Below are 13,930 nucleotides of genomic sequence, written 5' to 3'. Positions count from 1 at the left end.
ACTTTTAAAAAAGTGCCCTTTCTCTAACTTATGAAAATTCTTAGCGCGCTTGCTTTCCTTGAAGCTAGCGGAATAACCGAGTAATCTTCTCTTACTTTGAAAAAACGTTTGTGAGTCTTCTACGGTACGTCTGTTCACGTTGACCCTAGTTGATAAGAAGAACCACAACAAGCTTCTAATGGAAGTCGTATGATGAAGATCTTTTCGCACACTAAGGCCCTTGTCCTGTCAGTCGCTCTAACTGCAGGCGTTCTCTCAACTTCATGTGGTGATGGTACCAGCTCATCTAACATCCAGGTACCGGGTGTAAACAACATGTCTGTAACTCTTGTTCAAGACAATGTGTTGATCTCAATGGTTTTCCAAAACCTACAACTTGATGGTGGACTTCGTTACAACATTCCGAAGTATCCAAACTCATACCTAGAGATTTCTCCAGACCTTCAATCAGCTGGAACTCTAATGGCGATCTCTGTTTCTCTAAAAGACGTATTTAATACAAGCCTTCAAACGCTTGACCCTGCAACACTTCCTGGTGGACGTTCTCTACCTGGTGTAGCTGGCGGACGTTTACCGGCAGTAGCTTTCTCAATTGAGAAATTCAAGAATATGAGTTTCTACCTAGGGCCAAAACTGTTTGGTGTATTCATCCCAGTTAAGAGTCTAGGAATTGGTAACTCGATCATTACAGCTAGATATTACACAGGTTCAAACAGAATTGGTAACATCTCTCTTGTTGGTGAAGACGCGAACGGTGAAAATGCTGGTATCCTGTTAATGTTGGATATGTCATCAAGTGTTCAGTCTCAGTTGAAATCTGTTGCTAAAAAATATAACTAATCAATAAAGAAAATAATCTTCTTCTTATTAAGCCCCGAAAGTTCTTTTCGGGGTTTTTTATTTTTTAAGTAGAATGATTTGCCAGCGGTTTTTTGTAGAGGCGTCGTTTTTTAATTGAACATAATGAGGCGTATTTTTCTTTTCCAGGTCGTTGACCACGTAGAACTTCTCTCCTAACACCGTCACGATGTTATAAAGTCCCTGATGGTTTTCTGTATCGATTAAGAACTTAAGAAAGATCAAACCGACCGGAGCATCTTTAGATCCCAACATATCGTAAGACTTCATATCGTTTAGGGCCGATCTGGTCTGGAACTTTTTAATCGGGCCTGATAATTCTGTAATCATCTCTTGAGTAAATTCAAAATCGTCGCGGAAAATATCCATATCCACATCGATGCTCGAAAGCCCTTTTTGTTGAAGCTCCTGAGCGGCCCTTTCAAACTCGCTGATCTGTGGTTTTGGAGGCTCTACTACTACAACAGGAGGTGCTTCAGGTTTCTTTTCTTCCACCTTCGGGGCTTCCACTACAACTGGCTTTGGTTTAGGCTTCGGTTTTGGTTTTACAATGACCACTACTGGCTCAACCTTAGGTGGTTTTAAAGCTGTCAGGAAGTCACTTAGCCCCTTCATATCAAATTCTTTAAGCGCACCTGGGAGGAAAAGCTCCCCTTGCTGATAACGGCTATTAGACTTTAGCAGATAGGAATAAAGCAGTGGGTACTGTCTCGAAAGAACCGGGTAACTCGATTCTTTATTCTGGAAAAGTTTCCCGTAACGGCGTAGACACTCTTCCCCCATCCCCGATTGGTTAATCAGGTTAAAGGCATTTGATTTTTTAATCAGGTCAGTTGGAGTGGAAATTCCAGAAAGTCCATAAAAGCTGTCCTTTTCAGAACAAAGCATCTTAATGGTCTTTGTATCGCTTGCGCAAAACCCCGCAAGAGCATCTTTAATTTCTTCAACAGTAAGGCCACGGCAGTTTTTCTTATTGGCAATACACCACTCGTGCAGTCGAGCAAAAGTTGGTTCAGTCGTCAGTGATGTCGAGTCCTGAAACTCATTAAGCCATGCAGCCGTTTCTTTTTTGCTAAAGGCCGGCGTATGAATCTTTTCAATCTCGTTAACAAATTTCCCGTACACTCTTTCATGAAACTTCTTCATATCTGAAGACTCAGGAGTGCACCCACCAAAAACATCTTTAAAACTCATTGAACAGATATTCTTTCCACCCAATTGAGAAGACAACTTGTTGTTGAGCTTAAGCCCCTCAAATAAATAACTCATCGTCACCAGACGATACAGGTAACGGATATAATCGATATTCTCGCCGAGAGTTTCATCCGGACAAGTCGATTTCTCAACTACCTCATTAAACCAGTAACGGTGAAGCACAAACGGCTCATCTTGAATCTGCTGGTTCATGTAGGCGTCTTTAAAAGTGTCGTCTAAAAGAATCAACTCCCCTACGCTGTCACTATATTGGCTGCGTGGATCAAGTGGCCCTGCATAGTTTATGGTTTTTTTCTCACCCATAAACACGTCACGGTAATAATCATCAAGTTTTTTAGTATCAGCAACTGACGCCACCGATGTGCATAACATCGAAAGCGTCAGAGTGAATGTATGGAATCGTGAAAATATAAACATCTATTTAAACCAGAACAAACTCAGACTTGGTACATAGGTAATAATGACCAGTGCAATAATCAGTAAAATTAAAAAGGGAACAGAAGCACGATACAAAGTCGTAATTGGTTTATTGAACCTAAAACTTCCAATAAAAAGGTTGATACCTACCGGTGGAGTTAAGTATCCAATCTCCAGGTTTGCCAGGAAAATAATCGCCAGGTGGATTGGATCAACACCAAAGTCATTGGCAATAGGAATAATTAACGGTACGACAACGATAATCGCACTGAAGATATCCATCAAGCAACCGACAATCAGAAGAAAGATATTCAGGAAAAGGAGGAATGAGTATTTATCATGTAAAAACTCTTTCATTAGCGCAAAAATTTTAAGCGGAACTTCTTCATCTACTAAAAAGTTCGTAAACCCAAGAGCACAACAAAGAATCAGGAGAATTCCCCCTACTAAGCTCATCGAATCGACAATGACTCTTGGAATATCCTTAAATAGATCAAGGTCTTTATAGATAAAGACTTCCACAATAAAAATGTATAAGGCCGTAAAGGCCGCTGCTTCCGTCACCGTAACAATTCCACCATAGATCCCTACAAGAACAGCTACCGGGAGTAAGGCCTCAAGCCACGCTTCTTTTAAGGCCGCAACGAAATCTTTTAAAACAAATTTATTCGCTTTCTCTCCAGTATGCTTTGGGCTGTTGTAAACCGCCCAAAAAGAAAGAATGAGCATAATAACAATTCCAGGAACAATTCCGGCCTTAAACAACTTATCAATATCAACTTTAGCCACCATTCCATAAAGGATGATTGGAAGTGATGGCGGGAAAAGAAGACCAAGAGAACCAGAGGCAGTAATCATTCCTAAAGTGTATTTTTCTGAATACCCATCTCTCATCAGGATCGGATAAATTAATCCTCCCAGAGCAATGATCGTGACACCTGATGCTCCAGTGAAGGCCGTAAAAAAAGCACAAACGACAAGAGCAACAATTGAAATACCACCCGGAAGCCAGCCCAATCCAGTTTCGGCCAGTTTGAGAAGTCTTTGAGGTGATTTACTTTCTGCCATTAAATACCCGGCAAAAGTAAAAAGTGGAATAGTCATTAAAGTGGGTGCAGATGAGATTCTATAAAATTCCTGTGCGACAGCTGAAACCTCTACGCCAGAAAATGTGAAGGCTACCAGGGCCGCAAGTGACATAATAATAAAAAGTGGAGTTCCAAGAATTGCAAGAAAGACAATCCCTAATGCAGCAATAGTACCGGTCATGCTGCCTCCTCTTGTTTAGCTTCAAAGCTTAAAAGAAAAACCAAAAGAAACCTAACGAGTAAAAAAGCTAGACCAACCGGGATAATCATAACCAGGTAGCCGCTTCCAATTCCCCAGAATTCCTCTTTTGAGAATTCCATCTCCACGCGAGTGAAGTCAATTCCAGACTTGATCAACCATAATAAAACAAACATCGAAGACACCATGATAATTCTGCTGATGGCCGTTTTGGCAGAATGCCATCCTTTGCTTTCCACAAATTTACCCACGATATCGATACCGATATGTGTCCCCTTTCCAGTGGCGACAACACCACCAAGAAAAGTGCTAATAAACACCAGGTGTCTTACAAAGGGATCAATCCATGTAATGTTATGATGAAACCATCTTGCTACAATGCTCAGAGAACTAAAGAGCAGCATAGACATCACACAAATAACCAACAGCCAGGTTGCCGTCTTTTCAACAATGCTGTCGCATTTTTTTACTAAGCCAAACATAACTTTATCCTGATTATTTTTTAGCCATTTCTGTTTCAAGTTTCTTTAAAGCTTCTGCTGAAAATAATTTTCCCGTCAGCTTCTTAATCATGCTTGCTCTATAGCCTTGAGCAACTTTGATTTCAGAGTCACTAAACTTAACAAACTCAATTTTCTGAGACTTGATGGCTGCCATTGCATCATCATTGTCTTTGGCATTTCCAGAATTGATCTCTTTCTCATATTTTTTAGCGATATCAGATACAATTTTCTGATCTGCAGGTGAGATGTTCGCCCATGCAGAGTTGGTAATAACAAAGGCACCAATAGAATATGAGATTGGGAAATCTACAATGTACTTAACTTTTGTATTCCATTGAAGAGCAATAATTCCGATAGGTGGAGCATAGGCTGCTTCAACAACACCAGTAGAAAGAGACGCCAAAACATCTGGTAGAGCAAGTGGTACACCGATAAGGTTCATTGATTCAAAAAGAGTTGCCACGATCGGGTCACCGTCCCAAGTCCAGATCTTAAGTGACTTGATAGAATTTAAATCCTGAACTTTCTTTTGAGTCACGAAATAAACATGACCAATTTCAAATGTAGCCAGGTTCTTAAATTTGTTTTGTTCAAATTTTTGATTAAAATAAGGAACCATTGCATCTAAAGTCTTCAGGGCCTTTACTCGGTCATGGTTAAAAGTAAATGGAACTTCCATTACACGGACATCACCGTTAATTTCCCCTAGCGTTTTCCCTGTAAAAATTCCACCTTGAAGCTGACCAATTCTGATTTTTCTTAGTACATCCTGCTCATCTCCCTGAGATCCACCGTAGTAGATTTTCAGTTCAACGTTACCTTTAGTTGCATCTTTAATTTCTGTTGCCATCTTCTTGATGTTCTTTGCCCATCCTGTTCCTTCTGGAGCAAGAACGCCGACCTTAATGGCTGCATGAAGATTCATCGATGCAAAGAGAGTCATTGAAAGTAAAAGTGTTTTCATGTTCATTACCTTTTTAAATTTTGCCTATTAAAAAAATTGCTTTTGAAAGCGGTTCATTAATTCATAACGTTTTAGAGAGAGCGTCTGATAAAATCTCATCCCCGACTCTCTTGTCCAGGCCGACTCGCTTTTTGGATTCTGGTCGTAGATGTAATATTTTTGGAATTCATCATGGAAGCCTTTCATCGCCAGCATCTGCTCTTTGAAGCCTTCTTCATCGTTTTGAGGAATCAGGTAAAACTGCATATAACTTGTTCTGATCAGCCAATTGTGTGGATGTTTTGTGATCGCCTTTAAAAAAATCTCTTTTCCTTTGGCCGGATTTCCACCGAGCATTTGTGGGCGTCCCGCTTCATATGCTCCATAGAAAATATCGCACGTGCCATAATTAATTGACGGGTCTTTTAAACAAACCCAATCAAACATTCCTTTAGCTGCAGGAAGCTGAGACACTAATCCCATATTGTCTTTTTGGATATTCACCAATGCGGCCAGTGATTGCGCCGTAAAAAGAACTGTTTCCAGGTCTCTTTTGTCGTCGCCCATTTTTTTATCTAAAAGAAGATGAATCCCTTGAGGTTCATTCATGCGCGAGATGATGTCGTTTAATTCAATCCCTTTTTCTTTCAGGTAACGAAGCCCGAAATTAAGCGACCTGGTGTAATTAAAAAGCGCCTGTTTTTTGCCTTCTTCGCTTTTTAGTTCGGCCCACTCTTCTTCGTACATATGTGTTTCATTCACGGCAAAAGCATAACCGGCATACCCTTTATTCAGAGTGGCCAAAAGGTCCATGTTTTTTGGTGACTGAGCAAGAAGTCCCTCGATCAAAATCAAATTGCCTGGCAGACCATCTTTAAAAACGTCGAAGTTTGATTCGTGTAAAACGCCGTTTCCTGAAGTGTAAATCAGATCACTTGCTCCACCGACGGCCATTTTGTTGAATGTAGAGCATGAAGATAGAAGAGTTCCCAGCGTGATTGCAGTAACTGCTAAACGAAGCTTATTCATGAAGCTCACCTTATTTTGTTGGCATTAAAATTCCCTTTCAAGTACTAAGATTGCCCTATAAATCAATGATTTACAACCTTAGCGGAGTGGGAAAGTTTGCCTATTACAGGGGGGATAGGAAAAAGCGCGCTCCCGTAGTATAATTAGCTTAAGTACTTAGTCACCAAGACCGATAAGAAGAGCACTTTAGTCGGTTTTGTTTTAAAGGAGACTCTATTGACGACTTTACCTTCTAAGTAACTTTTTCGAACCTTCTACAACTTCCTTGCGTGGAATTGTTATTGGTTGAAAGGGTTACAAAACCGGATCTACCATTAACGATTTAACAAAGAGGATGACATGACTACTGACAATCAAACGACCAATTCACTGACCCCTATCGAAGACACTACGACCTATTCAAAAGCTGCTGGTATTGGCAGAAATTCTGTTTCTAAAGCTGTTGAGAAAACTTCAACGACACTTAAAACGCTGAGCTTAAGACCTACGAAGTCTGTTAAGAAAAACAGCAGTTTTAAACCGACGAAGAAACTTAGATAGTTTAAAGGAACTGGCTTCGGTAATTTTCACCAAGTACAATTGCAAGCTCGCCTACGACTTTATCGAGGGGAAAACCCACTACGTTGGAATATGACCCTGAGAGATTTGAAATGAATGTTAAGCTTGCCCCCTGAATGCCGTAGGCGCCTGCTTTATCCAATGACTCCCCTGTCGCAATGTAATCGTCCATCAACTCTTTCGAGATTTCTGTAAACGTCACTTCAGTCGAATCAAAAAATAAATGCTCACGAAGTTTTTTCGTGGCCTGGTCAACAAACAGGAAGCTCACCCCAGTAATCACCTGGTGAGTTTTATCTGAAAGCTCATTTAAAATAGCGCGGGCATCGTCCTTGTCTTTTGGTTTGCCGTAGAGCTTTCCATCCAGAACGACAATAGTGTCGGAAGAAATGATAAATGGGTTTTCAATCCCCGAGGCCTTATCCATTACTGCGCGCGCTTTTTGTGAAGCTAAATCCATCGCAATGCGATCTGGGGCTGTCTCGTCAGACACTTCATCCAAATCAGCAGTTAAAATCTGAAACGGAATGTTGATGTAAGAGAGAAGTTGTTTTCTACGCGGGCTTTGTGAGCCGAGAACAAGGTGGTATTTATCTGATCCCATGCATTTTTTTCCAAAGAAGTTTTTTAGTTGAGTTTAAAACTTCTCCGGTTTCTTTGTCATCAGAAATATCTCTGAATTGCTCGCCGTATTTGTAATAACGGTTAAGCGCTGTGATGAAAAAATAATTGCCGTAAGTCATGGCCTGTGTCTTCTCACCTCTTTCTTCCAGGCGCTCCCTAAAACGCGAACTGGCCAGAAGATTAGATGTCTCCACTCTGCGGAAATACTCTTTTAAGAAATCCAGTCGCAGCTCGAGGTCAGCCTTTTTTTCACCTTCATCTGTTTTGATTTTCCCCCAAAGCCTGTAACCATCTTTTTTGGCCAGGATCATCGGATCGTATTTTTCTCTGAAAGCAAATTCGGAATAACGCTTTAAAAAGATCTCACGCCCCATCATGATACTTGGAATTCTTTTGGTTAAAAATTCACCGACATTCAGCCATCTGACTTCTTCGGCATGAGCGTAGTTTCTGCCTTTTTCATCAATAGAAATCCACAGGTCATCTTGAATCGTGTTGAGTGTTTTATTGTCAAAACCGCGCAGCTGCAAGTTGAGATCTTCCGGAGTTGTTTCTGTGGGCTTCATTCCTAAAAGCTCAGTCGAGCGCTTTTTAAAAAATGATTTCCCACCAAGAAGCACCACCATCTCGACACTTGGAGACTCGCCCATAATCGTTGCATTGGGCATAACCAAAAAAGCATACGTCGGCTTTTTCTTGGTCAATTTATTATTGGCCTCAATCGTTTCATTGAGTGATTTGTAATGATTGATAAAGGTTTTTTTCTCTGAGAGCAGTTCAAATAAATCATCTTCGATGTATTGTTTTTTATCATTCACAGGAAGAGATTCATATTCTGAATACGGGAAAAAAATCACGTCTGTTTCACGCACATTAACTTCTTCAAAAGTGTTTTCGTGACGGGAAAGCCACAGGACATTTCCAGCATTGATTCTGGCATTAATGAAATTTTCTTTAACACCCACATTGAATTCATTAAACGTCACCGAAGACTGAGGTGAGAGCCTCACCATAGTTCCATCAAACAAAAAGATCCACGCGTAACTATCACCTACCGTCTGGATTTCATCCCCTTCGTATAGACCTGTGCGGTATGAACCGTTAAAAAAGCTCTCTCCGCGGTCAATTCGACAGATTCCGACACACTGATAAATGCGGCCAACAAGCTCGCGGTTATTTCTTTCTCTAATGATTTTTTCCCAATCGGGAACCTGGTCTCTGATATCACTCTCTTCTTTCCAGTCCTTAAACGACAAAAAAGAGTTAACCGGGATACTTCCCCATGGAGTGACACTTTGGTTTTGCCCTTTGAATTCCAATTTCGGCCCGGGAATGACCTCTTGTGCAGTTGCACAAAACGCCAGAGCGAACAGAAGAATGAGCAAAGTCTTTTTCATGTTCACTCTATCGGAACGATCCTCTGATAAGTATAGGTTCTCACTGGAATACTCCCCCTTTTTATGATAAAATTTCCCCCGTGAATCACCCCAAAGGAGCCTTTCGTGTCAACTGATCTCAATACCGAAGTAAATGAATCGGAAAATACCTCGTTCTCTTTCGTCAAAAGCGAACACAAAATTTTAGATTTCTGGAAAGAAAATGATATTTTCAAGAAGTCACTTGATCAGACAAGAAAGGGCAAGCCGTACATTTTTTATGATGGGCCTCCCTTTGCCACAGGTCTTCCGCACCACGGTCACCTTTTAGCTTCAACTCTAAAAGACATTGTTCCTCGTTACTTCACGATGAAAGGTCGTTATGTTGAAAGACGTTTTGGTTGGGACTGTCACGGTCTTCCAATCGAACACGAGATCGATAAAAAATTAGGCATGTCTGCTCAAGACGCTGTTAAGCAACTTGGAGTCAAAGGCTACAACGACGAATGCCGTGGGATCGTTCAACGTTTCACGAACGAGTGGGAAAAAACAATTACAAGAATCGGCCGTTGGGTTGATTTCAAAAACGATTACAAAACCATGGATGCTGATTTCATGGAATCAGTTTGGTGGGTAATCGGAGAACTTTGGAAAAAAGATTTAATTTATCAGGGAACAAAAGTTGTTCCATTCTCAACTGCGCTTGGAACTGTTCTTTCAAACTTTGAAGCAAGTTCAAACTACCAGGACGTTCAAGACCCAGCGATCACTGTTCTTTTCAAAGTTAAAGACCAGGATTTCTACATCGCTGCTTGGACAACAACTCCTTGGACACTTCCTTCAAACCTTGCTCTGTGTATGGGGCCTGAGATTGAGTACGTAAAAATTCACGACAAAGATAAGGACATCAAGTTCATTATCGCCAAAGACCGCGTGGAAGCTTACTCGAAGAAGAGAAACTATGAAGTGCTTGAGTCTTACACTGGGGCCCAACTAAAAGGTCTTCGCTACGAGCCACTTTTCCCATACTTTAAACAACACGAAGCTGTTGGAGCTTTCGTTGTCCTAAACGACGGATACGTTACAACAACTGATGGTACAGGTATCGTTCACATCGCTCCAGCTTTCGGGGAAGACGATAACCGTGTCATGAAAGAAGCAGGTATCACTGCTCTTGAGTGCCCGGTTGATGACGCTGGTAAATTCACAGCAGACGTTCGCGACTTCGCTGGCGTTCACGTTAAGACTGCCGATAAAGACATCATCAAAAAACTAAAAGACGAAAATAAACTTTACGACCAAGGGGTTCTGGTTCACAGTTACCCATTCTGTCCGCGCTCAGACACTCCACTTATCTACAAGGCGATCCCTTCTTGGTACGTGAGTGTAGAAAAAATCAAAGACAGACTTCTGGCCTCAAACGCTCAGATCAACTGGACTCCGTCGCACATTAAAGACGGGCGTTTCGGTAAATGGCTTGAAGGCTCACGTGACTGGTCGATCTCAAGAAACAGAATCTGGGGTACGCCAATTCCTATCTGGATCAACGATAAGACAAACAACCGCGTTTGCATCAGCTCTGTTGAAGAGCTTTTCCAAAGAACAGGTGTAAAGGTCACTGATCTTCACAAAGAAAACGTGGATGACTTAACATTCACACAAACTGGTGAAGAAGGAACATACAGAAGAATTCCAGAAGTTCTGGACTGCTGGTTTGAATCTGGTTCAATGCCTTTTGCTCAACTGCACTACCCTTTTGAAAACAAAGAAATGTTCAAAGAAGGTTTCCCTGCTGAATTCATCGCTGAAGGTCTGGATCAGACTCGCGGATGGTTTTACACGTTAACAGTTCTCTCAACTGCTTTATACGACAAGCCAGCTTTTAAAAACGTTATCGTTAACGGTATCGTTATGGCAGAAGACGGCAAGAAGATGTCAAAGCGTCTGAAAAACTACACGGCACCAGATGAATTAATGGAAACATTCGGAGCTGACGCTCTAAGATTGTACCTCATCAACTCTGGTCTGGTAAAAGCTGAAGAGCAACGCTTTACTGATGCCGGCGTAAAAGACATGGTAAGAAAAGCACTTCTTCCTTGGCAGAACTCATTTAAGTTCTTCCAGACATACGCTGAAGTTGACGGCTGGTCACCAGTAACGAACTTCAAAACGTCGGATAACATCGTTGATAGATGGCTAATTTCTAACCTGCAAACGTTAAAGAAAAATATCGCTCGCGAAATGGAAGAGTACCACCTGTACAACGTGGTTCCTGCTCTTTTCACATTCATTGAAGACTTAACAAACTGGTACATCCGTCTTAACCGCTCTCGTTTCTGGGGTGACGGTCTGACTGATGATAAGTGCGCTGCTTACTCGACTCTGTACACAGCTCTAAGAGAGCTTACAATCTCGATGGCGCCGTTTACTCCATTTTTCTCTGAACACGTTTTCCAGGAACTAAGAAAAATGAATCCAAAGGAGCCGGAGTCTGTTCATCTTTGTGAATACCCGCTTCCAAACGATTACTTAATCAACAACGACCTTGAAGTTGCTGTTGGAAGAATGCAACAGATTATCCTTCTTGGCCGCCAGAAGAGAAACCAGGTGCAGATTAAAGTTAAGACGCCGCTTAAGCGCTTAACAATCATCCACAAAGATAAAGCTCTTCTAAACGAGATCTCAAAGCTTGCTGAATACATTCAGACAGAGCTTAACGTGAAGAACATTGAGCTATCGACTGAAGAGTCGAAGTTTATCAAGCTTTACGCTAAACCAAACCTTCCAGCTCTTGGTAAGAAGCTTGGTAAGGATATGGGGAAATTCAAGGCCATCATCGAAAAACTTCAAGGCCCTGATTTAATCAAGCTTGAGGAAGAAGGTGTTTTAACTCTTGAAGGTCTAAACTTCTTCCCAGAAGAAATCTTAGTATTCAGAGAAGCAAAAGAAGGGACTCAGGCCATGAGTAACCGTTTCATCTCTGTTGATATCGACACAACTCTTGATCCTGAACTGATCAAAGAAGGTCTGGCACGCGAGGTAATTAACCGCATCCAGAAATCGAGAAAAGACCTAAACTTCAACGTTGGAGACCGCATTGCTGTTGAATACAGCGGCTCTCCTGAAGTCTTGGAAGCGATTGCTGCTCACGAAGCACACATTGCCAGTGAAACGCTGGCCACTGGCCTTAAAAAGGCCTCTGGCGAACTGAGCTTGAAGTATGAGATTGATGAATACACATTGTCGTTAAGTTTGAAAAAAGCTTAAAAAAAAGGGGCCTAAAGAGGCCCCTTTTTATTTGCTAGAAACGAAATCCTACAACTCCGCCAAATGAATTATTCCATAAACTCTGATTAGCTGACTTAGCATTCGCTCCCGAGTATTCCGCCGTTAACTCTAAAGTATTGCCGAATAAAAAACTCGCTCCGAAAGTTCCGCCAGTATTTTTCGATTTGCCTTCAAACTTCCTCGTATCAGTTCCTCTGGTCTGTTCGATATCGTAGCTAAAACTATCGTGGAAAAAAGAAGCATAGATCAAAACCACTTTATTAAAGCGATAACCTGCAATGATATCTACACCCACAACAGAATTGTCTAACTCTGCTTTAGTCGGAGTGTGATAATTCTCGCTCATGCTCTCACTTCCACCGCCTGCATGGGCCGCAATGGAAGTTTGGAACCCTTCTACACCACTTTTTCCAATCAACTGGTATTTTCCTTTTAACACTGTTCCTAAATCGCTGATGTATTGAAGTCCTACATCAATGCGTTCATGCAAACCAAGGTCACCACCAAGCGTGATAAAGTTCTCACGCGATAAATCTGGGCCATTAGGATCGGCCCAGGTTTGTGAGTAGCTCGATGTCAGCGTGATGTCTTTACCATTTCCCACACCTGCATAGAGGTGTGCACCCCAAAGCTTTCCGGTAGTTTCTGACGTTTCAAATCGGTTATCAGGCATTTTGTAATTAAGAGCACACGAAGCAGAAAGTAAGGCCATCATGGCCAGAGCGAGCGTTTTCATTTTTCATTTTCCCCCATAAAAAAAGGGCCTCAATGAGGCCCTTTTAAATAAGTATAATGGATTCTAAAAAAAATTAAAGATTAACTACACATTCAACAAGCTCAACCTTGCGGTCTCTGTTAACTGTGATTTCGTTAGCGACAACTACATAAAGAAGTTCATCACCAGCAATAACAGTTCTTACGACTCTGTCGACATATGAGTTTCTTGTTGAATCTACATAGTAGCGGTCAGTTTGAATGAACTCTTTTTTATATCCTCTGAACATGAATTCAGAAGCGTCGTTGATTACTTTGAAAATTTTAAGATCAGCATTTTCTGCCTGAACAGAAATGGCCTTTGCCGGGAAATTGGCCTCGCTTACAGTCACTTTACAAACGTTACCTTTATCATCAACACCAGTGTGAGTTCCAAGTGGAAGAACTGAAAGAAATGTATCAACTGCACTTTCTGCGGCGAATGTTGAAACAGATGCTAGTAATAATGCTGTGGCAATCAGACTTTTCATATAGGGCCTCCCTTAAAATTAGGGACACCCTATCAAAGCACCTTTTTCCAGTCAAAGGGTATTGATCGTTTTTACAGAGCTAAGTTCTTGATATCCTCGTGAGAAGAGACTTTTAAAATGCGTTTAACTCTATGATTTTTAAGAGCTTCCTCGACATCAGCTTCTAAGGCGGGAGATGTGACCAATACCACGATTTCATCCTTCAAGCTGCCTTCGGTAAGGCCAAATGACTTTGAGAGTTCTCTGAGCTCATTAAGGCTTTGATCGATGATCTTTGAAGGTCTGTAACCTTCTTCCATAAGAGCTTTAATGAGTTTTAGTTTTTCCAGGTCGTCATTGGTATAGACGCGCTCGCCTTTTTGATCTCTACCTGGCCTGGGGAAAGAATAACGTCTCTCCCACATACGCAGTAAATACTTGCTGATGTTGGTTTCTTTTTCTACGACATTGATTGGATACATTAACACCTTCCTCGTATCAAGTTTCAAAACTTATACAGCATGATTTGTGCCACTTATTTAATCCGTTATCTGATCAATTTTGTGTCCACAAGCGGGGCGCAACACCACAGTTGTGGGGAAAAAAAGT

Annotated in this window: 13 protein-coding genes; 3 read left to right on the top strand and 10 right to left on the bottom strand. The window is 41.4% G+C overall.

The genetic code is table 11. From position 1 onward, the window contains the following. The first annotated feature begins 189 nt into the window (after nucleotides 1-189). Nucleotides 190-840: a hypothetical protein gene (locus AC6JA8_RS04145; RefSeq protein ID WP_497975890.1), complete on the top strand. Its 651-nt coding sequence runs from the start codon at nucleotides 190-192 to the stop codon at nucleotides 838-840. Between the two features lie 57 nt (nucleotides 841-897). Here the strand turns inward: AC6JA8_RS04145 and AC6JA8_RS04140 are convergent, their stop codons facing one another. From AC6JA8_RS04140 to AC6JA8_RS04120, 5 genes are read right to left on the bottom strand one after another with little or no spacing between them, the layout of a single operon-like run. After that, nucleotides 898-2,445 carry a hypothetical protein gene (locus tag AC6JA8_RS04140; protein ID WP_497975889.1) on the bottom strand — a complete coding sequence of 516 codons (1,548 nt, stop codon included), beginning with the start codon at nucleotides 2,443-2,445 and terminating at the stop codon, nucleotides 898-900. Between the two features lie 45 nt (nucleotides 2,446-2,490). Continuing rightward, complete coding sequence (locus tag AC6JA8_RS04135; RefSeq protein ID WP_497975888.1) at nucleotides 2,491-3,759, bottom strand: TRAP transporter large permease; 1,269 nt, start codon at nucleotides 3,757-3,759, stop codon at nucleotides 2,491-2,493. Beyond that, nucleotides 3,756-4,259 carry a TRAP transporter small permease gene (locus tag AC6JA8_RS04130; protein ID WP_497975887.1) on the bottom strand — a complete coding sequence of 168 codons (504 nt, stop codon included), beginning with the start codon at nucleotides 4,257-4,259 and terminating at the stop codon, nucleotides 3,756-3,758. Before AC6JA8_RS04130 ends, AC6JA8_RS04135 begins: the two co-directional genes overlap by 4 nt. 13 nt (nucleotides 4,260-4,272) lie before the next feature. Further along, nucleotides 4,273-5,244 carry a TRAP transporter substrate-binding protein gene (locus AC6JA8_RS04125; RefSeq protein ID WP_497975886.1) on the bottom strand — a complete coding sequence of 324 codons (972 nt, stop codon included), beginning with the start codon at nucleotides 5,242-5,244 and terminating at the stop codon, nucleotides 4,273-4,275. Nucleotides 5,245-5,271: 27 nt separating this feature from the next. Then, the gene (locus AC6JA8_RS04120) at nucleotides 5,272-6,252 is read right to left on the bottom strand and encodes a TRAP transporter TatT component family protein (protein ID WP_497975885.1); all 981 of its coding nucleotides are present in this window, start codon (nucleotides 6,250-6,252) and stop codon (nucleotides 5,272-5,274) included. A gap of 339 nt (nucleotides 6,253-6,591) precedes the next feature. Here AC6JA8_RS04120 and AC6JA8_RS04115 point away from each other — a divergent pair, with 339 nt between their 5' ends. After that, on the top strand, nucleotides 6,592-6,792 hold the full coding sequence (locus tag AC6JA8_RS04115; protein WP_497975884.1) for a hypothetical protein: 201 nt from the start codon (nucleotides 6,592-6,594) through the stop codon (nucleotides 6,790-6,792). Nucleotide 6,793: 1 nt separating this feature from the next. Here the strand turns inward: AC6JA8_RS04115 and AC6JA8_RS04110 are convergent, their stop codons facing one another. Together AC6JA8_RS04110 and AC6JA8_RS04105 are read right to left on the bottom strand one after the other, a co-directional pair. Then, nucleotides 6,794-7,414 (bottom strand): Maf family protein, encoded by a 621-nt coding sequence (locus AC6JA8_RS04110; RefSeq protein WP_497975883.1) that lies wholly within the window; start codon nucleotides 7,412-7,414, stop codon nucleotides 6,794-6,796. After that, entirely contained in the window at nucleotides 7,401-8,831 is a 1,431-nt protein-coding gene (locus AC6JA8_RS04105) for a hypothetical protein (RefSeq protein WP_497975882.1), read from the bottom strand. The genes AC6JA8_RS04110 and AC6JA8_RS04105 overlap by 14 nt, the downstream gene beginning before the upstream one ends. Nucleotides 8,832-8,936: 105 nt before the next feature. On the opposite strand from AC6JA8_RS04105, the gene ileS reads away from it, so the two are divergent. Then, a complete protein-coding gene (gene ileS, locus AC6JA8_RS04100; protein ID WP_497975881.1) occupies nucleotides 8,937-12,077 on the top strand; it encodes an isoleucine--tRNA ligase in 3,141 nt (1,046 codons plus the stop codon). A 34-nt stretch (nucleotides 12,078-12,111) separates the two neighbouring features. Here the strand turns inward: ileS and AC6JA8_RS04095 are convergent, their stop codons facing one another. The 3 genes from AC6JA8_RS04095 to AC6JA8_RS04085 form a co-directional block, all read right to left on the bottom strand. Then, a complete protein-coding gene (locus AC6JA8_RS04095; protein WP_497975880.1) occupies nucleotides 12,112-12,834 on the bottom strand; it encodes a putative outer membrane beta-barrel protein in 723 nt (240 codons plus the stop codon). A 73-nt stretch (nucleotides 12,835-12,907) separates the two neighbouring features. Next, on the bottom strand, nucleotides 12,908-13,342 hold the full coding sequence (locus tag AC6JA8_RS04090) for a hypothetical protein (protein ID WP_497975879.1): 435 nt from the start codon (nucleotides 13,340-13,342) through the stop codon (nucleotides 12,908-12,910). A gap of 71 nt (nucleotides 13,343-13,413) precedes the next feature. Further along, complete coding sequence (locus tag AC6JA8_RS04085; RefSeq protein WP_497975878.1) at nucleotides 13,414-13,803, bottom strand: MerR family transcriptional regulator; 390 nt, start codon at nucleotides 13,801-13,803, stop codon at nucleotides 13,414-13,416. Between the last annotated feature and the right edge of the window lie 127 nt (nucleotides 13,804-13,930).

The sequence above is a fragment of the Bacteriovorax sp. HI3 genome (assembly GCF_059738875.1).
Note: the sequence above shows the minus strand (reverse complement) of the source record. Positions and strands in the feature narration are given on the sequence as shown.